We start from the raw sequence: 18,324 nt of genomic DNA on the forward strand, positions 1-18,324 counted from the left end.
GTGGCCCGACAGCACTGGAGAAGGCGATGAGCGACGAGTTCGACGAGGCTGTGAACATGTCGGCCAGCGAGTTGTCCCGATGGCTGGAGACCGAGGAGTCGAAGTCGGTCGGGCAGTCCGACGGCGGGGAGTCGGTGGGGCACCGCTCCGGCAGGCGCATCGTGGACCTGCTGGGGAAGAAGGCGGGCGACCGGACGGACGCCGACCGCGAGCACATGAAGAAGGTGGTCGGGTACGTGCACCGCCACCTCGCGCAGCGGCCGTCCGGGGACGTCGAGAACACGAAGTGGCGCCACTCCTTGATGAACTGGGGCCACGACCCGCTCAAGTCCTCCTGACGGTCCGGTCGCGCCCGTCGGCGCCATCCGGTTCGTGCGCATCGCGCGACACCAACAACCTCTTGCCCCGGGCGGGCACTGCGGTGGCGTAATCACCGATTTATGACCCACAGTCGCGTCCAGCGTGGTCCATAAGTTTCAAATACCCTTTCGATATGGGCTTCGATGGCACAAATCAGGAAGAATCCACCACGAAGCGTCATGCTTCGAGTAAGGATGAGTCCCTCACCATCGGGGTTGAGGAGGAGTTCTTCCTCGTCGACCGCGACGGCAAGCTCATCGACCAGGGGCCGGAGACGGCCGAGCACGGTGTGGCCCAGAGCGACGGCGACCCCGACCTGAAGCCGGAGCTGCTGCGGGCGATGGTGGAGTCGGCGACCGGGATCTGCCGGACCGGGCCCGAGGTGGTCGACGAGCTGACTGGGCTGCGCGCCGCGCTGGCGAGCGGGGCGGGCGAGCACGGGGCACTGCTGATCGCCTCCGGGACGCTGCCGAACGTGCAGGACCGGTCCGCCCCCGTGGGGCCCGGGGCGCGCTACCGGCGCATCACCGAGCATGTCGGGGAGTTCCTGTTCTCGGGGATGACCTGCGGGTGCCACGTGCACGTCGGCGTCGACGACCCGGCGACGGCGGTGCGGGTGACCAACCACCTGCGGTTGTGGCTGCCCACGCTGATGACCGTCTGCGCCAACTCCCCGTTCCACGACGGCCGCGACACCGGGTACGCCAGCAGCAGGCACCTGCTGTGGGAGCGCTGGCCCTCGGCGGGTCCGCCGCCGTACCTGGACTCGGTCGACCAGTACGAGCAGTTGGTCGCGGACATGCTGGAGACCGGCGCGATCCTGGACCGCAAGATGGTCTACTTCGACGTGCGCCCCTCCGACACCCACCCCACCGTGGAGATCCGCATCTCCGACGTGGCGCCGACCCCGCGCGAGGCCGGGCTGCTCGCGGTGCTGACCCGGATCGCGGTCGCCGAGGCGCTGGACTCGGCCACCCCGGCCGAGCGGGTGCCCACCCAGGTGGTGCGCGCCGCCGAGTGGCGCGCGGCCAAGGACGGCTGGGGCGCGGTGCTGCCCGACCCGGCGGGCGGCCAGTCCCGGCCCGCCCCGCTGATCATCGGCGACCTGGTGGCCCGGCACGCGCCCGCGCTGCGCCGCTCCGGCGAGTTGGAGTTCGTGGAGTCCACACTGGCCCTGGTCGACGCGCAGGGCGACGGCGCGGTCCGGCAGCGGGTGGCCGGGCTCGACTCGGTGATCGACATGCTCGCCGAGCAGACGGCGGGCCAGAGTTTGTCGGCGGCGCGCACCGGGTAGCACCCGCGCATGAGCACTGACGGCCAGGGAAACGAACAGCTGAGCCAGCAGGAGAGCCTGGACGAGGACAACCTGCGCGTCGACCCGCTGGAGAAGGGGGTCGAGCCGCCCGAGCGGTGGGCCGAGGCCGACCGCTTCGGCACCACGCCGCGGGAGCAGCGCGAGGGCGAGGACCACGAGCACCGCCTGGCCGAGGAGGAACCGGACGTGCCGCTGGCCAGCAGGCCCGGCGCGGAGACCCCGCTGTCGCGGCTGGACGACCGCATCGACGAGCCGAGCTACGACCTCGAGGAGGCGGCCCCGCTGGAAGAGGTCGACCCGGGGCTGTCCTCCAACGGGCAGACCATCGACGAGGCGGGCCAGTCGGTGGCCGAGGCACTGCGCGAGGAACCCGAGGTGGACATCGACGCGGGCGACCTCGCCGAGGACGCCGCGATCCGCGGGGAGCTGCGGTGACCCGCTTCGGCTACACCCTGATGACCGAGCAGGCGGGCCCGCGCGAACTGGTGGGCCACGCGGTCGCCGCCGAGGCGGCCGGTTTCGACTTCGCGGTCATGAGCGACCACTTCTCGCCCTGGCTGACCAGCCAGGGCCACGCCCCCAACGCGTGGGCGACGCTGGGCGCGGTCAGCCAGGCCACCTCGGTGATCGAGCTGATGACCTACGTGACCTGCCCGATCATGCGCTACCACCCGGCCGTCGTGGCCCAGCAGGCCGCGACGGTCGGGCTGCTGTCCGACGGCCGGTTCACCCTGGGCCTGGGCGCGGGCGAGAACCTCAACGAGCACGTGGTGGGCCGGGGGTGGCCGTCGGTGAATGTCCGGCACGAGATGCTGGTCGAGGCCGTGGACATCATCTCGGCGCTGTTCTCCGGCGAGTACGTCAACACCGCGGGCAGGCACTTCCGGGTCGACTCGGCGAAGCTGTGGGACGTGCCGGAGCGGCGCGTCCCCATCGCCATGGCGGTCTCCGGCGCGCAGTCGGTGTCCACCTTCGCCGCGCTGACCGACCACATGGTCGCCGTGGAGCCCGACGCGGACCTGGTCGCTCGGTGGGACTCCGCCCGCGCCGACCGCGGGGGCGACCGGGACAGCCGCAAGATCGGCCAAATCCCGGTCTGCTGGGACACCGACCGCGACGCGGCGATCAGCCGCGCCCACGACCAGTTCCGCTGGTTCGCTGGCGGGTGGAAGGTCAACGCGGAGCTGCCCGGCACCGCCGCGTTCGCGGGCGCCACGCAGTTCGTCCGCGAGTCCGACGTGGCCGACTCGATCCCCTGCGGCCCCGAAGTGGAGCCGATCGTCGAGGCCGTCTCGGCGTTCTGGGAGGCGGGTTTCACCGACATCGCCCTGATCCAGGTCGGCGGCGACACCCAGGACGCCTTCACCGGGTTCGCGGAGCGCGAGCTCCTGCCCGCCCTGCGCGAGGCGTCCGCATAGGAGGGAGAGTCACCATGCCGGACAAGGACGAGGACCAAGAGGACCTGTTGGACCGCAGCACCGAACCGCTCGCGGAGTACGCCGAGGCCGACACCCGCGAACGCACCCCGGTCGTGGGCAAGGACGCCAGGGCCGAGGACGCCCGGGCGGAGGAGACCACCGAGCCCGATCCCGTCGAAGCCCCGGACTGAGGCCGCACGGACGGAAAGGCCCGGCACTGCGCGCAGTGCCGGGCCTTTCTCGATTCCACCTGGAAGGTCGAACGGTCAGTTGTCCATCTCCTTGCCGGTGACTTTCTTGAACCCCTTGGCCCCGGCGCGGTCGACCCCCGCCTTGACCACGCCGAAGATCGCGCCGTGCACCAGCGCGGCGAGCAGCACCTCACGGGTGCTGTGGTCGGGCGAGGTGGCCTCCGGGGCCTCGTCGTGCCCGGTCACCCCCCGCCACAGGCGCTTGAACAGGACACCGGCCATCATCCCGCCGAGGACACTGATGAGCAGGCTCAGCGGGCGGTAGAGCAGTTTCACGGCCGATCACCTCGACCGCGAGCGGAGGATGAGCGCGATGATCACGGCGACCAGCGCCGCGATCCCGGCCACCTGCGCCGGGTTGCGCTTGGCCACGACGGTCAGCTCACCCGCGGCGACCTTGGCCTGGTCCGCGATCGCGGCGGCCTGGTCGGCGGCGGTGCCGTCGGTGGCCTTCTCCTTGGCCTCAGCCGCCTTCGCGACCACGGTGTCGCGGGCGTGGGCCACCTTGTCCTTGGTCTCGGCGGCCTTGGCCGCGACCGTGGCCTTGACCTCGTCGGCCTTGTCGCCCACGCGCTTCTTGACGTCGGTCTTGGCCACGAGGGCGTCGACCGTGTCGGCCAACTCCTCGCGCGCCTCCTCGATGTCCGCGGCCAACGCCTTCTTCTCAGACGGACTCATCGGTGCGCACTCTCCTTCACCACTTCGACGTCGCGCCGGGTGCTGCTGATCGCCTGCTCGGGGATCGGCGGGGTGGCGTGCTTGACCTTCTTGACCGCGATGAGGCCGAGCACGGCGGCCAGGACGAACAGCGCCCCGGCCACGATCAGCGCCGCGGCCCAGGCGGGCACGACCAGCGCCAGCCCGGCGATGGCGGCGATCACCAGCGCGGCGACGCCGAACCACCCCAGCACGCCAGCGCTCCCGCCGAGCGCGGCGCCCACACCCGCCTGCTTGCCCTTCTCCTTGAGCTCGACCGTGGCGAGCTGCAGCTCGTCGCGTACGAGCCGTGACACCTGCTCGCTCAGCCTCCCGACCAGCTCACCGGTGGACAGCCCGTGCGCGTCCGTTCCGACATTCGGCTCGTTCATATCCTCCGGCTACCCCGCATCCGGCGGCTTCACACACCAGCGGCAGCCAGACATATTCCCCACCGCGCGCGGGTAACCCACCGGGTATGGACTCCAACAAGGGCAAGTCGGACCACGGCACGGCGGTACCGCCCGACCCGGACCCCGAAGACCACGGCGTGCCCACGGACCTCGCCCCGGGTGAGACGCCGCCGGACTCCGGCAGCACCACCGACGGCTTGTCGGGGCCGGAGCGGTACCCCTCGCGCGCCTGGCCGATAGCCACGCTCGTGTTCGTCGTGATCGCCGTGCTCGCGGTCGTCGGCTTCACCCTCGTGGGGCTGCTGGGCATCGTGAAGATCTTCTGACTCACCCCTCGGCGGGCGGCCGCTCCTCGGCCACGGCGTCCTGGGGGTCCGGGTCGGGTTCCACGACGAGTTCGTCCCGGTCCTCGTTGTGCCCGGTGTACTCCGGGTCGCGGGGGTCGTCGTCGTGCGGGCGCGGGTGCTGGATTCGTTCGCTCATGGGGGTTGGCGTTCCCTGCCCGCCGGTGCGCCAAACACCACCGCTGTCACCGTGAGTGATCAAGCGGGCACCGCCGACCGGACCTGGGGTGGGGGGTGGTCCGGCCGGCGGCTTGTGACGTCGCCACCCGGGCGGCGGGGGCGCGCTTCCCGGGGGAGCCTGGGGGAACTCCGGCCGGGTGGGCCTCGCCGCCGCCTCGGGGGGCGACACCTAGCACAACGGCCGAACCCCCTGCCGTGTTCCCGAGGGGCGGTGTCGCCTGTCACTCTCTGCGACAACGAGCCCGGGGACCACCCTGCCGGAGCCCACGAATGGCGGTAACGTCTCGGGCATGATCGGACTGCCCGACGGGATCACCGCATGCCTGTTCGACCTGGACGGCGTGCTCACCAGCACGGCCGCGGTGCACCAGCGGGCCTGGAAGGCGACCTTCGACGCCTTCCTCAGCGGCCGCGCCGACGGTGACACCGGCGAGTTCACCCCGCAGGACTACGCGGCCCACGTCGACGGGAGGCCGCGGGCGGACGGCGTGCGCGCGTTCCTGGAGTCGCGCGGCATCCACCTGCCCGAGGGCGCGCCCGACGACCCGCCGGACGCCGCGACGGTCAACGGCGTGGGCAACCACAAGAACGTGGACCTGCTGCGCATCATCGACGAGCAGGGCGTGCAGTCCTACCCCGCGTCGGTGCGCTACCTGGAGGCCGCCCGCGACGCCGGGCTCCGGATCGGCGTGGTGACCTCCAGCGCCAACGGCGAGCACGTGCTCGCCGTCGCCGACCTCGCCCGGTTCGTCGAGGCCAGGGTCGACGGGCTCACCATCGGCGAGCTGGGCCTCAAGGGCAAGCCCGCCCCCGACTCCTTCCTGGAGGGCGCCAAGCGCCTCGGCGCGCGCCCGGAGCAGGCGGCGGTGTTCGAGGACGCGCTCGCGGGCGTGCGCGCGGGCCGGGACGGCGCGTTCGGGTACGTGGTGGGCGTCGACCGGGCGGGCCAGGCCGACGCGCTGCGCGACAACGGCGCCGACATCGTCGTCACCGAGCTGGACGAGCTGCTGGAGGGTGCGTGAACGGGTTCCTCGTCGAGCCTTGGCGGCTGCGCTGGGACGGCCTGTCCGTCGACCAGCTCGACCGCACGGAGTCGACCTTCGCCCTGTCCAACGGCCACCTGGGCCTGCGCGGCACGCTCGACGAGGGCGAGCCGGTGGGCCTGCCGGGGACCTACCTCAACGGCTTCTACGAGGAGCACTCGCTGCCCTACGCCGAGGCGGGCTACGGCTACCCCGAGGCCGGGCAGACGGTCGTCAACGTCACCGACGGCAAGATCATCCGGTTGCTCGTCGAGGACGAGCCGCTGGACATGCGCTACGGCAAGGCCCACAGCCACCACCGCACCCTGGACTTCCGCGCGGGCACGCTGAGCCGGGAGACCGAGTGGGAGTCGCCGACCGGGCGGCGGGTGCTGGTGCGCACCACCCGGCTGGTGTCGTTCACCCAGCGCGCGGTGGCCGCGATCCACTACGAGGTCACCCCGCTCGACGACGACGCGCAACTGGTGGTGCAGTCGGACCTGCTGGCCAACGAGCCGATCGAGTCCGACACCCGCGACCCCCGGGTGGCCCAGGCGCTCAAGGCGCCGCTGGCGGGCGAGTTCCACTGGTCGGAGGGCCGCCGCGCGGTGCTGGTGCACCGGACCAAGGAGTCCGGGCTGCGGATGGCCGCGGCGATGGACCACGAGATCTCCGCGGGCAGCACCGAGGACGGCCAGCAGCCGCGCACCGAGATCGCCTGCGAGGACGACCTGGCGCGGCTGACGATCGCCGCGGACGTCCCGGTCGGACGGACGCTGACGGTCACCAAGTACCTGGCCTACGGGTGGTCGGCGCAGCGGTCGGTCCCCGCGCTGCGCTCGCAGGCCGAGGCGGCGCTGGCCGGGGCGAAGCAGACCGGCTGGGCGGGCCTGCTGGCCGAGCAGCGCGCCTTCCTCGACGACTTCTGGGAGGCCGCCGACGTCGAGGTCGAGGGCGACGACGCGTTGCAGCAGGCGGTCCGGATGGCGCTGTTCCACGTCATCCAGGCCGGGGCGCGCGGCGAGCGGCGGGCCATCCCGGGCAAGGGCCTGACCGGGCCGGGCTACGACGGCCACGCGTTCTGGGACTCCGAGACGTTCGTGCTGCCGGTGCTGACCTACACGATGCCCGGGGCGGCCCGCGACGCGCTGCGCTGGCGGCACAGCACGCTCGACGCCGCCAGGGACCGGGCCCGGGTGCTGGGCAAGCGGGGCGCGGCGTTCCCGTGGCGGTCGATCAACGGCGCGGAGTGCTCGGCCTACTGGCCCGCGGGCACCGCCGCCTTCCACGTCAGCGCCGACATCGCCGACGCGGTTGCCCGCTACCTCGCCGCCACCGGCGACACCGAGTTCGACGTGGACTGCGCCACCGAACTGCTCGTCGAGACCGCCCGGCTGTGGGCGTCGCTGGGCCACCACGACCCGCACGACGGCTTCCGCATCGACGGGGTCACCGGCCCGGACGAGTACACGGCCGTGGTGGACAACAACGTCTACACGAACCTGATGGCGCAGAAGAACTTCCGCGAGGCCGTCGCCGCCTGCCTGCGCAACCCGGAGGTCGCCGAGCGGCTCGAGGTCGCCGAGTCGGAGCTGGACACCTGGACGCGCGCGGCGGACCAGATGCGCGTCCCCTACGACGACCTGCTGGGCGTGCACCCCCAGTCGGAGGCGTTCACCCAGCACCAGGAGTGGGACTTCGAGAACACCGCGGACGGGTCCTACCCGCTGCTGCTGAACTTCCCGTACTTCGACCTCTACCGCACCCAGGTCGTCAAGCAGGCCGACCTGGTCTTGGCCCTGCACCTGCGCGGCGACCACTTCACCGCGGAGGAGAAGGCCCGCGACTTCGCCTACTACGAGGCGCGCACGGTCCGGGACTCGTCGCTGTCGGCGGCCACCCAGTCCATCGTCGCCGCCGAGGTGGGGCACCTGGACCTGGCCTACGACTACCTGGTCGAAACCGCCCTGACCGACCTCGAGGACCTGCACGGCAACGTGAAGAACGGCCTGCACATGGCCTCCCTCGCGGGCGCCTGGCAGGCGGTCGTCGCGGGCCTGGGCGGCATGCGCGACCACGGCGGCGAGCTCACCTTCGCCCCCCGCCTGCCCCGGGGCCTGACCCGGGTGTCGTTCCGGATGTCCTTCCGCGCCACCCGGATCCGGGTCGACATCACCCACGAGTCGGCCACCTACCACCTGGTCTCCGGCGAGCCCATCACCACGACCCACCACGGCGAGGAGATCACCGTGGACGAGTCGCCGGTGTCGATGAAGATCCCGGCCGCCCCGGACAACCCCAAGCCCACCCAGCCCCACGGCCGAGCCCCCCGCTCCGCCCGCGACCGCTGACGCGACCGGTTCGGAGCCGCCGGGGCGCCGACGAGCAGTGTTCCCGTGGGGCTGGCCCTACCGCGACGATTCGGGCAGGCACCATGTCCTGATCGTCAGGTGGACCACACACTGTCGATCATGGTGATTGTCTGTTCCTCCCGGCGAAAGCCGGTGTTGTCGACCGCTTCTCTCGCTGCTGTCGTTCTCGCCGCGGTCACCGCCTGCGGCTCCGAGGCACCTGAAGGGCGCGGCACGGTGGTGTCGGCGGACCAGGTGGCCGATCTGGGACCGGCCGAGGTGGCGGCCGTTCTGCGAGCCGCCAAGTTCGACCCGGCGCTGGTCCGCAACGGGGTGACCGCGTACCGCGTGGTGTACCGAACCGTGGGCACCGGCGGTGAGCCGACGACCGCGAGCCAGCTCGTCGCGTTGCCGAAGACCGGCCCGAGCGACCTGCCGGTGGTGTCCTGGCTGCACGGCACCACCGTCTACCGCGGCGACGTGGCCTCGATGAAGGACACCTCGTCCGACCGGGCCGTCGCGTTGCTGTTCGCCTCGACCGGGAAGGCGGTGTCCGCGCCGGACTACCTCGGGCTCGGGGAAGGGCCGGGCGCCCACCCCTACGGGCATCCGGAGGCGACCGTTTCGGCACCGATCGACGCGCTGCGCTCGGCGCGGGAACTGGCCGGGAGACATGGGCGCACGCTCGACGAACGCGTGTTGATCAGCGGGTTCTCCCAGGGCGGGCCTGCCGCGATGCTGGTCGGCCGTGCGCTGGCGGACGGCGCGGACGGCTACTTCAAGCCGGGTGCGCTCGCACCGGTCGGCGGGCCGTTCAACCTGACCCGGTTCGTCGCGGACGCCGCGGACGACCGGATCGCGAACGCGCAGCTCTACCTCGCGTACCTGGCCACCGCGTGGGATCGCATGTTCGGCCTGTACGACGTGCCGCAGCAGGCGTTCCACGAGCCGTACGCGTCCCGATTGGACACCCTCTTCGACGGCAACCACCAAACCCAAGAGATCGCCTCCACACTGCCGAAAACGTCGAAGGAACTGTTCACCAACGACTTCCTCGACTCGGCGCGACAGCCGAGCCCGGTCTGGCAGCAACACCTCGCCCCGCTGGACACCACCTGCGACTGGCGTCCGGAGGTACCGGTGCACCTCTACCAGGCGACAGGCGACCGGGACGTGCTCTTCGACAACGTCCGGCACTGCGAAAGCCAGCTGACGGCCAGAGGTGTTCGGCCGGAGGTGAGCGACCTTGGCGAGGTGGACCACAACACCAGCGTGCGCCGGGCCGTCCCGCTGATCGCCGAGGAATTCAGTCACATCGCGAACCAACTTCAACGACAGCCCGCTTGATCATCTCCCGATCGATCCGGGTTTGGTGGGTGGCGTGGACAGGGTCCGTGTGTTGAACGCCGACGGGTCGGTTTCACAGACGGGACGAGGGCACGTCACGCGCGGCGTACTCGATCGCCGCGAGGACGGTGGCCGTCCAGGTGCGCATGTCCTTGACCGTGAAGTCCTCCCCCGCCAGCTCCTTGAAGCGCTGGTTGACCCTGTCCGCGCGCACTTCCCAGTCCCGGTGGGCGGCGGCCTGTCGCGTCGACGCCGGTGGCCTGGATGTGGCCGTTGGCGTCGAGGTGGCGGAAGCCTGGCCGTGGCGCACGCGGGCCAGCCCGGGGCCGTCCGAACTGCTGCGGCGCAGGCGCATGGGTGCCTCCCTCGGTCCGCGCGGGATTTCCGGCGCGGACCGAGGGCAAACCAGCCTCAGCGCAGCACGGCCAGTCCGTCCTTGAGCACCAGGGCGCCCCCGGCGGTCGTCTGGAAGGCGCCGCCCGCGTGCACCGCCGTGGTGATCTCCGCGCCGGGCAGGACCGGCTTGGCGAACCGCACCGCCAGCCGCGCCAGCCGGGTGACGTCGTCGGCGGCGAAGCGGGTCAACACCGCCCAGGAGGCGAACGCCAGGGTGCACATGCCGTGCACGATGATGCCCGGCAGCCCGACCTGGCGGGCGAAGTCGGCGTCGAGGTGGATGGGCATGGGGTCGCCCGCGGCGGGGCCGTAGCGGAACGTCTGGTCCTCGTCGATGCGGGCGGTCACCGTCTCCAGCGGGTCGCCGTCGTCGTCGAAGGCGTGCGGCGGGGCGGGTTCGCCCGCTGTGAGACCGCCGTCGACACCGCGGAAATAGGCCGTCATCCACTGCTCGTTGACCAGCTCCCCGTCGCCGTCCCGGGTCTCGGAGCGCACGACGACAGTCGTGCCCTTCTCCCGGGACACCACGCCCACCGGCCGCGACCGGCTGACCAACGAGTCCCCCGGTCGGATCGGCCGGTGGAAGTGGAAGTCGTGCTCGCCGTGCACCAGGCGCGGGACCAGCTCCAGCGGCACGACGCCGAAGACCGCCGGGCCGAGGGTCTGGAAGACCGGGGCGATGGCGAAGACCGGCGCGGCCACCTCGCCCTCCCGGTGGGCCTTGATCGGGTCGTTGGTGGCCTCGGCGTACTGGGCCAGGCGCTCGGCGGTGACGGCGAAGGGGTGCGGTTCGGTCCAGGCGCCGAGCCCGGCCGTGGTGAACTCCGGCATCTAACGAGCCTTCCAGTGGGGGTCGAGGGCGGGGTCGGGCTCGGGGGCGCCGAGGTCGCTGGGGTGGTAGCCGTTCGGGTAGCCGGGGTAGGTGCGGTTGCCCGCGTCGTTGGCGAGGCGGGAGACCTCGCGCGGGGGCAGCAACCGCACGAGCCGCCCCCTGGCCCGCAGCCCGGCGGGTTCGAGCCGCCGCAGCCAGCTCGGCGGGGTGGGGAAGCCGAAGGCGGTGAGCATCCGGTCGGTGAGCAGGCCGTGCACGGCCAGGCGGGTGAGCGGCTTGGGCAGCCACCGGTACCAGGACACGAGCAGCTCGCGGGTGTGCTCGCCGACCCGCTGGTTGGTCTCGCTGAACACGAAGTGCTCGCGCTCGTAGTCGTCCTTGAACTCGCGGAACGCGCCCATGTCCTGGGGGATGTCCTTGATGCCCATTCGCACGCCCACGGCCCGGTAGAAGTGGAAGGCGGCGAGCCGCTCGGCCTCGCTCAGCGGTCGCCAGCCGTAGGCGTCGATCCAGTCGATCGGGTCGTAGATGAAAGTCGTGAGGACGTAGAGCATGTCGGCGTTGTCGATCGCGTACCGGCCGTGCATGCGGTTGACCACCCGCAGCGCCGCCTTGCCGCGCTCGGAGTCGTAGCCGTGCTCGGCCAGCTCGGCCATGAGCAGGGCGGTGTCGTCGTAGCGGCGCTGCGGGCGGTTCGCGAACTCGCCGGTGGCGTCGAGCAGGGCGGAGATGCTGGGCACGCAGTAGGTCTTGAACAGCGCGAACTCGAGCGCGCGCTGGTAGTCCCAGGGGAATTCCAGCCCCGCGGAGATCCGGTAGACCGCGTGGTGGTCGGCCACCGGGTCCATCGACTCGATCAGCCGCAGGTTCGCCAACCGCCGCTCACGCCACACCGCGTCCTCCTCAGCCGATCGGTCTCCTGGTCCGGACCATACCGAGTACGAGCACCAGGAGTCCCACGACAGCGGAGAACGCGACCATCCGCTCCACCAGCCCCAGCGGCACGAACCGCCACCACGGGGGCCCGCCCGCGGCCATGTTCGCCACGCCGACGACGATCGACCCGAACCACAGCAGCGACACCACCGCGCACCCGCGCACCGCCCACTGCCACCCCGGCCGGTCCGGGAAGACCGGCCGCGCGGCGAACAGCAGCGCGACCGGCAGGGACAGGAACGCCGCGACGCTGGCATACCGGTGGATCGTCCCCCCGGTGCTCGGCCCCACCGCCCAGTCGGTCTTGGTGAAAGCCACCAGAACCACCAGGCTGACCGTCCAGACCGCCCCGAGGACGACCGCCGTCATCGGCGGCCTGGGCGCCCGCCTGGCCAGCGCGCGGAACCCCAGCGCCGACCCGACGGAGATCAACAGCAGCGACCCGTCGAAGGCCCACTTGGCGTCCCCGAGCGCGTACTCGCTCAACGTCCGCCGGACCGGGTCGACCGCACTGGTCGGCGGGATCACGTGCAGCAGCAGCATGACGGCCGACCCGGCCGCCACCAGCAGCAGCCCCGCCAGCGGCACCAGGCCCTCGACGCGGCCCGGCCCCACCGACCCGCGCGACGCCTCGCCGTGGGCGAGGTCGCTCTCGATCCGATCCGCTCCGCCGTCGACCAGCGCCACGGGCACTCTCCAACCTGGGTTCTCCGCGATGTCCGATTCGAGGGTAAGCGCGCCACATGATGAGACGCTGAGAAACTGAGAGCGCCCACAGCGGGCCTCAGTTCCCCGTGACCGACGCGACTGCCGCACGACGCGGAAAGGGCGCGCCGCTCAGTGAGCGGCGCGCCCTTCTCGCGCTAATTCCCCGGCCGGTTAAACCGAGGAGGATTCGGCCTTGTCGGTCTCGTCCTCGAACTCGCCGAGGATTTCCTCGAGCAGGTCCTCCAGCGCGGCCAATCCGACGATCTCGCCGTCCGCGCCGGACACGATGGCCAATTGCGCCCGCTTGGCCCGCATCTCCGTCACGGCCTCGGCCGCCGACGTGGCCGCGGGCAGGACCAGGGGCTCGGACATCATCTCGGCCACCGACCGGTGGGCGCCGCCCATGGTGGCCCGCACGGCGTCGCGGACGTGGACGATGCCGACGGGGGCCGAGTCCGGGCCCAGGACGATGAGCCGGGAGCGGCCGGACTCGCGGCAGCGGTCCTCGACGTCGTGGGCGGAGGCGCCCAGCTCGATGGTCACCATGGCCGTGCGCGGGGCCATGACCTGCTCGACGGTGGCCGTCTGCACGGCGAGCACGCCGCTGAGGATGCGGTGCTGCTGCTCGGGCAGCAGGCCGTGCTCGCGGGACTCGCGCAGCAGCAGGCGCAGGTCGTCGGGGCCGTGGGCCGCGGCGACGGTGTCCTGCGGGTCGACCTTGACCAGCTTGAGCGTGGCGTTGGCGACGCCGTTGAGCAGGACCAGCAGCGGGCGGGTCAGGGTGGTGAACCCGCGGAACGGCAGGGCGAGCAGGACCGCCGAGCGCTCGGGGTGGGAGATGGCCCAGCTCTTGGGCATCATCTCGCCGAGCACCATGTGCAGGAACACCACGATCGCCACCGACAGGATGAACGCGATCGGGTAGGCCCACGCCTCGGACAGGCCCAGCAGGCCGAACAGCGGCGAGAGCAGCTCGGCGACCGCGGGCTTGGCCAGGGCGCCCAGGCCCAGGGTGCACAGCGTGATGCCGAGCTGCGCCCCGGCGAGCATCATCGACAGCTCGCGGGCGCCCTTGACCGCGGCCTTGGCCGCGCGGCTGCCGCCCTCGGCGGCGTCCTCGAGCCGGTGCCGCTTGGCGGCGACCAGCGCGAACTCGGCCGCGACGAAGAAGGCGTTGAGGATCAGCAGGACCAGGGAGATCAACAGCGCGATGCCGATGTTCACGTGGTCACCCCCGCCGCGGCGCTGGCCTGGCGGACCGGGCGCACCAGGACGGTGCGCGGCACGTGCCGGGCGACCTCGGTGACCTCGACGACGATCTCGCCGTCCGCCACGGCCACGACGACCCGGTCACCGACCCGGGCCACCCGGCCCAGGCGTTGCAGCACGAGGCCGCCGACCGTGTCGTAGCCGGGGTCGGCGGGCAGTTCCACGCCGGTCACCTCGGCGATCTCGTCGACGCGCCAGCGCGCGGGGACCACCCACGCGCCCGCGTCGACGGCTTGGGCGTGCCGCTCGCCGAGGTCGTCCTCGTCGAGGATCTCGCCGACGACCTCCTCGGCGACGTCCTCGAACGACACCACGCCCGCGAAGCCGCCGAACTCGTCGACGACGCAGGCGAGCTGCCGGTGCTCGGCGCGCAGGCGCTCGAGCACCTCCGGCAGCGGCAGGCTCTCGGGGACCAGCAGCGGCGCGGTGGCCAGCGCGCCGACGGCCGTGGTGGCCCGGTCGGCGGCGTCGACGCCGAGCACCTCGGCGATGCCGACCACGCCGACCACGTCGTCGACGTCGGAGCCGATGACCGGGAACCGGGAGCGGCCGGTGTCGAGCAGCTCGACCAGGCGGTTGGCCGGGTCGTCCGCGCGCAGGGTGTGCACGTCCACGCGCGGGGTCATGACCTGCCCGGCGGTGAGGCCGCGGAAGTCGAGACCGCCCTCGAGCAGTCGGGAGGTGCCCGCGTCGAGCGTCCCGCCCAGGCGGGACTCGTCGATGATGCCGCGCAGGTCCTCGGCCGTGGCGCCGTGCGGCAGCTCCTCGACCGGCTCGATGCCCATCGCGCGCAGCAGCTTGGTCGAGGCGTTGTCGAACAGCCGGATCAGCGGCCCGAACACGGCCAGGTAGACCAGCGTGGAGCGGCTGAGCGCGCGGGCGAGGGCGACGGGCTCGGCGATGGCCCAGTTCTTCGGGGCCAGCTCGCCGAAGACCATCTGCACGCCGGTGGAGAACAGCAGCGCCGCCACCACCGAGATGGCGGTGGTCACCCCGCTGGGCAGACCGGCGAAGCCGAGCAGCTCGGCGATGCCGCCGCCGAGGTAGGGCTCGCTGACGTAGCCCACCAGCAGGGCGGTGACGGTGATGCCGAACTGCGCCCCGGAGAGCATGAAGGACAACTTGTGGGTGACCTTGTGCGCGCGCTCCGCGGCCTTGTCGCCGTCGTCGGCGAGCTGGCGGAGGCGGCTGCGGTCGACCGCGACGTAGGCGAACTCCTGCGCGACGAAGTAGCCGGTGGCGGCGGTCAGCAGCAGGACTGAGGCGAGTCCGAGCAGGATCAGCACGGGCCGACCGCCTGGGACTCGCGGAGGTGCCGGGTCGGACCCGGCCACGTACTACAGGGCTCGGAAGAGCCATCTGTCGTGAACATGCCACTCAATCTAACACGGACATTCCGGGTGCCGCCGCCCGATGCGAGCCGGTCACGGGGTGTCCACCCCGGACGGTTTGTAACCGACGCCGCAAACCGGACACGAACCCGTTTGGCCCAAACGCGGGGTGGGTGACGAAGATCGCCAAACGGCCGCCGACGACTACTGAGCGTGTCATTGGTTGGCATGGTGACGCCGGACGTGGACACCGCGCACACGGAAGACCCCCACGACGGGCGATTGGCGATCTTCCGACATCGTGCCTGCTCACACTGCACCACCCCGCCACGGGTGCATCCGGGTGAAATCGTCCAAGTGAATTCCGACACACATTGTTTTACCCTCCGATTTAGCACACTCCGTGGTCGCCTTGATTGCCTCTTAGCACGAAGGAGATCTCTGATCAACCACGTTCTTTCCACGTTTGATTTCATTTACGCTCGGTGAGGCGCCACCGGTTGTGGATCACCGCCTTGGCGGTAGAGCGGTGGTCCCAAGCGGCCGTAAGTTGCTCGAACGTCGGCGAAAAACCCCAGGTGCAGAATCTCGGAGTCGTGATGCGGGCTGTCTCGGTCAATGAATTCACTGGCGCCCAATTGCAGCGGCTGTGCGCGGCGGTCGGGTTGACGCACCGCGCCGCCGAGGCCCAAGAGGTGCTCGCCGACGTGCTCGGGCCCTCGGGCACGCGGTCGCTGGCCGAGCCGCCACCGTGGGGGTCGGACATCGCCGACGACCACTCGCCGGTCGAGTACTCGGTGGCCTTCGAGGAGGACGGCTCGCACACGCTGCGCCTGCTGGTCGAGGCGGGCGCGCACAAGCCGGGCCCGCGGGCCAACCTGACCGCCGCGCTGGCCGCCCTGGACCGCCTCGCCGACCGCTACCCGGTGGCGCTGGACAAGCTCGACCGGGTGCGGGACCTGTTCCTGCCCGACGAGCCGCAGGGCGTGTTCGCGCTGTGGTTCTCCATCGTGGTGCGCGGCGACCGGCCGCCGATGGTCAAGGTCTACCTCAACCCGCTGGTGCGCGGCGCCGACCGGGCCGACGAGCTGGTCGCCACCGGCCTGGACCGCCTCGGCTTCACCGGCAGCTTCGACTGGATCAGCAGGCACACCCCGCGCGGGGACAAGGGCCTGGACCAGTTCTCCTTCTTCGCGCTCGACCTCGAGGAGACCGAGGCGGCGCGGGTCAAGCTCTACCAGTCGCACCACCGGGCGGGGGCGCGGGACGCGCAGCGCGCGGCCGGGGCCACCGAGGCCGCCGACACCGGCCGGATCGCCGAGTTCACCTCGATGATCGGCGGCGACGGCCCGTTCCTCGGCAGGCCGCTGGTGTCCAGCCACACCTTCCTGGCCAGCGACTCCGCCCGCCCGAAGGGCTACTCGCTCTACGTCCCGGTGCGCGACTACGTGCACGACGACGTCGAGGCGCTGAGCAGGGTGCGCGCGATGCTCACCCGCTACGGCGTCGACGGCTCCGCGCTCGAGCGGGCGGTGCGCGCGGTGACCGACCGGGACCTGGCGGCCGGGGTCGGCCTGCTCGCCCACGTCTCCCTGCGCATGGGGCCGCCGCGCCCCGGCGTGACCGTCTACCTGTCCGCCGAGGCGTACGAGGTCGCTCCCCCGGGGGGCAAGCGCGCCGCGGGCGCGGCCTGAGCCCCGGGACGACGCGCAGGGCCCGGGTTCGCAGACCCCGGGGTTGTTGGAAGGAAGAGGGAGCACCAGCCACATGCCGCTGATGGAGCCTTACCGCATCAAGGTCGTCGAGCCCATCCCCATCCTCACCAGGGCCGAACGCGAGGCGGCGATGGAGAGGGCGGGCTACAACCCGTTCAACCTGCGGGCCGACGAGATCACCATCGACCTGCTCAGCGACTCCGGCACCGGTGCGCTGTCCGCGGCCCAGCAGGCCGCCGCGGCGGTGGGCGACGAGAGCTACGCGGGCGCCCGGTCGTGGTTCCGGTTCCGCGAGGCGGTCGAGGAGCTGACCGGCTTCCCGCACATCCTGCCCATGCACCAGGGCCGCGCCGCCGAGCGCGTGCTGTTCGGCGCGGTGCTCCAACCCGGCCAGCTCTCGCTGAGCAACACCCACTTCGACACCACCCGGGCCAACGTGCAGCTCAACGGCGCGACCGCGCTGGACCTGCCGTGCGCCGAGGCCGCCGACCTGGAGTCCGACGAGCCGTTCAAGGGCAACATCGACCTGGTGGCGCTGGAGAAGGCGCTGACCGGGGACACCCCCGTCGGCCAGGTGGTCATGACGATCACCAACAACGGCGGCGGCGGACAGCCGGTCTCCATGGCGAACATCGCCGCGGCAGGCGAGCTGGCCCGCAAGCACGGCGTGCCCTACTTCCTCGACGCCGCCCGCTTCGCCGAGAACGCCTGGCTGGTCAAGCAGCGCGAGCCCGACTGGGCGGACAAGACCCCGCTGGAGATCGCCCGCGCCGCCTTCGACCTGGCCGACGGCGCCGTGGCCAGCCTCAAGAAGGACGCCATCGCCCACATCGGCGGCTTCCTCGTGCTGCGCGACGACGACCTGCACACGCGGTGCGAGCTGACCACCATCGCCACCGAGGGCTTCCGCACCTACGGCGGCCTGGCGGGCCGCGACCTGGAGATGCTCGCCGTCGGCCTGCGCGAGGTCGTGCGGCCGGACTACCTCGCCGCCCGCCAGGACGCCACCCACTACCTGGGCGAGCGGATCAAGGAGGCCGGGGTGTCCATCGTGGAGCCCGCGGGCATCCACGCGCTGTACCTCAACGCGGGCAAGCTCCTGTCGCACCTGCCCCCCAGCCGCTTCCCCGGCCACGCCCTGGCCACCGAGCTCTACCTCGCGGGCGGCATCCGCTGCGCCGAGCTGGGATCGCTGTACCTGGGCGTGGAGGACGAGCAGGGCAACCTGATCAAGCCCGCGCCCTACGAACTCGTGCGCATGGCCATCCCGCGCCGCATGTACACCCAGAGCCACCTGGAGTACGTCGCCGAGATCGTGGGCGAGATCGCCAAGGACCCGTCCTCGGTGCCCGGCTACCGGATGGTCGAGGACGCCCCGCTGCTGCGCCACTTCAACTGCCGGGTGGCGCCTGTGCGGGACTGACGCACTCGCCCAGTGGT

General features: G+C 71.8%; 21 protein-coding genes. 11 read left to right on the top strand and 10 right to left on the bottom strand.

The features are described 5' to 3' along the window. Positions 1-26: 26 nt before the first annotated feature. From GCL84_RS28565 to GCL84_RS28580, 5 genes are all read left to right on the top strand, one after another. Entirely contained in the window at positions 27-338 is a 312-nt protein-coding gene (locus GCL84_RS28565) for a DUF3140 domain-containing protein (RefSeq protein WP_156758672.1), read from the top strand. A 155-nt stretch (positions 339-493) separates the two neighbouring features. Then, the gene (locus GCL84_RS28570) at positions 494-1,654 is read left to right on the top strand and encodes a carboxylate-amine ligase (RefSeq protein WP_156758673.1); all 1,161 of its coding nucleotides are present in this window, start codon (positions 494-496) and stop codon (positions 1,652-1,654) included. A 9-nt stretch (positions 1,655-1,663) separates the two neighbouring features. Continuing rightward, positions 1,664-2,110 carry a hypothetical protein gene (locus tag GCL84_RS29570; protein ID WP_197523579.1) on the top strand — a complete coding sequence of 149 codons (447 nt, stop codon included), beginning with the start codon at positions 1,664-1,666 and terminating at the stop codon, positions 2,108-2,110. Next, a complete protein-coding gene (locus GCL84_RS28575) occupies positions 2,107-3,093 on the top strand; it encodes a TIGR03557 family F420-dependent LLM class oxidoreductase (RefSeq protein ID WP_197523580.1) in 987 nt (328 codons plus the stop codon). The genes GCL84_RS29570 and GCL84_RS28575 overlap by 4 nt, the downstream gene beginning before the upstream one ends. A 14-nt stretch (positions 3,094-3,107) precedes the next feature. After that, positions 3,108-3,284, top strand: a complete 177-nt coding sequence (locus GCL84_RS28580; RefSeq protein WP_156758675.1) for a hypothetical protein — start codon at positions 3,108-3,110, stop codon at positions 3,282-3,284. Between the two features lie 75 nt (positions 3,285-3,359). On the opposite strand, the gene GCL84_RS28585 is transcribed toward GCL84_RS28580, so the two are convergent. Genes GCL84_RS28585 through GCL84_RS28595 form a run of 3 tightly spaced genes read right to left on the bottom strand, consistent with a single transcriptional unit; the run spans position 3,360 to position 4,432 of the window. After that, positions 3,360-3,620, bottom strand: a complete 261-nt coding sequence (locus tag GCL84_RS28585) for a DUF4235 domain-containing protein (RefSeq protein WP_156758676.1) — start codon at positions 3,618-3,620, stop codon at positions 3,360-3,362. Positions 3,621-3,626: 6 nt separating this feature from the next. Next, positions 3,627-4,022: a DUF3618 domain-containing protein gene (locus tag GCL84_RS28590; protein ID WP_156758677.1), complete on the bottom strand. Its 396-nt coding sequence runs from the start codon at positions 4,020-4,022 to the stop codon at positions 3,627-3,629. After that, positions 4,019-4,432 (bottom strand): phage holin family protein, encoded by a 414-nt coding sequence (locus GCL84_RS28595; RefSeq protein WP_156758678.1) that lies wholly within the window; start codon positions 4,430-4,432, stop codon positions 4,019-4,021. Before GCL84_RS28595 ends, GCL84_RS28590 begins: the two co-directional genes overlap by 4 nt. An 86-nt stretch (positions 4,433-4,518) precedes the next feature. Between GCL84_RS28595 and GCL84_RS28600 the strand changes: the two genes are divergently transcribed. After that, the gene (locus tag GCL84_RS28600) at positions 4,519-4,779 is read left to right on the top strand and encodes a DUF6480 family protein (RefSeq protein WP_156758679.1); all 261 of its coding nucleotides are present in this window, start codon (positions 4,519-4,521) and stop codon (positions 4,777-4,779) included. Position 4,780: 1 nt separating this feature from the next. Here the strand turns inward: GCL84_RS28600 and GCL84_RS28605 are convergent, their stop codons facing one another. Continuing rightward, positions 4,781-4,936: a hypothetical protein gene (locus GCL84_RS28605; RefSeq protein WP_156758680.1), complete on the bottom strand. Its 156-nt coding sequence runs from the start codon at positions 4,934-4,936 to the stop codon at positions 4,781-4,783. Between the two features lie 331 nt (positions 4,937-5,267). Between GCL84_RS28605 and GCL84_RS28610 the strand changes: the two genes are divergently transcribed. The 3 genes from GCL84_RS28610 to GCL84_RS28620 all read left to right on the top strand — a co-directional run bounded on the left by GCL84_RS28610 (position 5,268) and on the right by GCL84_RS28620 (position 9,697). After that, positions 5,268-5,999, top strand: coding sequence for a beta-phosphoglucomutase family hydrolase (locus tag GCL84_RS28610; protein WP_156758681.1), 732 nt, complete (start codon positions 5,268-5,270; stop codon positions 5,997-5,999). Next, entirely contained in the window at positions 5,996-8,350 is a 2,355-nt protein-coding gene (locus GCL84_RS28615) for a glycoside hydrolase family 65 protein (protein ID WP_156758682.1), read from the top strand. Before GCL84_RS28610 ends, GCL84_RS28615 begins: the two co-directional genes overlap by 4 nt. 99 nt (positions 8,351-8,449) lie before the next feature. Continuing rightward, positions 8,450-9,697 (top strand): lipase, encoded by a 1,248-nt coding sequence (locus GCL84_RS28620; protein ID WP_197523581.1) that lies wholly within the window; start codon positions 8,450-8,452, stop codon positions 9,695-9,697. Between the two features lie 73 nt (positions 9,698-9,770). On the opposite strand, the gene GCL84_RS28625 is transcribed toward GCL84_RS28620, so the two are convergent. The 6 genes from GCL84_RS28625 to GCL84_RS28650 form a co-directional block, all read right to left on the bottom strand. Continuing rightward, positions 9,771-9,911, bottom strand: coding sequence for a hypothetical protein (locus tag GCL84_RS28625; RefSeq protein WP_156758683.1), 141 nt, complete (start codon positions 9,909-9,911; stop codon positions 9,771-9,773). Between the two features lie 197 nt (positions 9,912-10,108). Continuing rightward, positions 10,109-10,924 (bottom strand): MaoC/PaaZ C-terminal domain-containing protein, encoded by an 816-nt coding sequence (locus GCL84_RS28630; RefSeq protein WP_156758684.1) that lies wholly within the window; start codon positions 10,922-10,924, stop codon positions 10,109-10,111. Further along, positions 10,925-11,818 carry an oxygenase MpaB family protein gene (locus GCL84_RS28635; protein WP_235926819.1) on the bottom strand — a complete coding sequence of 298 codons (894 nt, stop codon included), beginning with the start codon at positions 11,816-11,818 and terminating at the stop codon, positions 10,925-10,927. 10 nt (positions 11,819-11,828) lie between these two features. Beyond that, complete coding sequence (locus tag GCL84_RS28640) at positions 11,829-12,554, bottom strand: DUF998 domain-containing protein (RefSeq protein WP_235926821.1); 726 nt, start codon at positions 12,552-12,554, stop codon at positions 11,829-11,831. A gap of 186 nt (positions 12,555-12,740) precedes the next feature. Continuing rightward, complete coding sequence (locus tag GCL84_RS28645; RefSeq protein WP_156758685.1) at positions 12,741-13,793, bottom strand: hemolysin family protein; 1,053 nt, start codon at positions 13,791-13,793, stop codon at positions 12,741-12,743. Next, entirely contained in the window at positions 13,790-15,124 is a 1,335-nt protein-coding gene (locus GCL84_RS28650) for a hemolysin family protein (protein ID WP_156758686.1), read from the bottom strand. The genes GCL84_RS28645 and GCL84_RS28650 overlap by 4 nt, the downstream gene beginning before the upstream one ends. A 644-nt stretch (positions 15,125-15,768) precedes the next feature. Here GCL84_RS28650 and GCL84_RS28655 point away from each other — a divergent pair. Together GCL84_RS28655 and GCL84_RS28660 are read left to right on the top strand one after the other, a co-directional pair. Beyond that, positions 15,769-16,863 carry a tryptophan dimethylallyltransferase family protein gene (locus GCL84_RS28655; RefSeq protein WP_156758687.1) on the top strand — a complete coding sequence of 365 codons (1,095 nt, stop codon included), beginning with the start codon at positions 15,769-15,771 and terminating at the stop codon, positions 16,861-16,863. Positions 16,864-16,936: 73 nt separating this feature from the next. After that, positions 16,937-18,307, top strand: a complete 1,371-nt coding sequence (locus GCL84_RS28660) for a tryptophanase (RefSeq protein ID WP_156758688.1) — start codon at positions 16,937-16,939, stop codon at positions 18,305-18,307. Positions 18,308-18,324: the final 17 nt, after the last annotated feature.

The organism is Actinokineospora pegani, assembly GCF_009745975.1.
GTDB classification, from domain to species: domain Bacteria; phylum Actinomycetota; class Actinomycetes; order Mycobacteriales; family Pseudonocardiaceae; genus Actinokineospora; species Actinokineospora pegani.

Bases quoted from the DNA above. Each gene is read 5' to 3' on its own strand.
- GCL84_RS28600 (WP_156758679.1), top strand. From the start codon at position 4,519: ATGGACTCCAACAAGGGCAAGTCGGACCACGGCACGGCGGTACCGCCC.
- GCL84_RS28610 (WP_156758681.1), top strand. From the start codon at position 5,268: ATGATCGGACTGCCCGACGGGATCACCGCATGCCTGTTCGACCTGGAC.
- GCL84_RS28630 (WP_156758684.1), bottom strand. From the start codon at position 10,924: ATGCCGGAGTTCACCACGGCCGGGCTCGGCGCCTGGACCGAACCGCAC.
- GCL84_RS28595 (WP_156758678.1), bottom strand. From the start codon at position 4,432: ATGAACGAGCCGAATGTCGGAACGGACGCGCACGGGCTGTCCACCGGT.
- GCL84_RS28655 (WP_156758687.1), top strand. From the start codon at position 15,769: ATGCGGGCTGTCTCGGTCAATGAATTCACTGGCGCCCAATTGCAGCGG.
- GCL84_RS28660 (WP_156758688.1), top strand. From the start codon at position 16,937: ATGCCGCTGATGGAGCCTTACCGCATCAAGGTCGTCGAGCCCATCCCC.
- GCL84_RS29570 (WP_197523579.1), top strand. From the start codon at position 1,664: ATGAGCACTGACGGCCAGGGAAACGAACAGCTGAGCCAGCAGGAGAGC.
- GCL84_RS28605 (WP_156758680.1), bottom strand. From the start codon at position 4,936: ATGAGCGAACGAATCCAGCACCCGCGCCCGCACGACGACGACCCCCGC.
- GCL84_RS28565 (WP_156758672.1), top strand. From the start codon at position 27: ATGAGCGACGAGTTCGACGAGGCTGTGAACATGTCGGCCAGCGAGTTG.
- GCL84_RS28570 (WP_156758673.1), top strand. From the start codon at position 494: ATGGGCTTCGATGGCACAAATCAGGAAGAATCCACCACGAAGCGTCAT.
- GCL84_RS28590 (WP_156758677.1), bottom strand. From the start codon at position 4,022: ATGAGTCCGTCTGAGAAGAAGGCGTTGGCCGCGGACATCGAGGAGGCG.
- GCL84_RS28580 (WP_156758675.1), top strand. From the start codon at position 3,108: ATGCCGGACAAGGACGAGGACCAAGAGGACCTGTTGGACCGCAGCACC.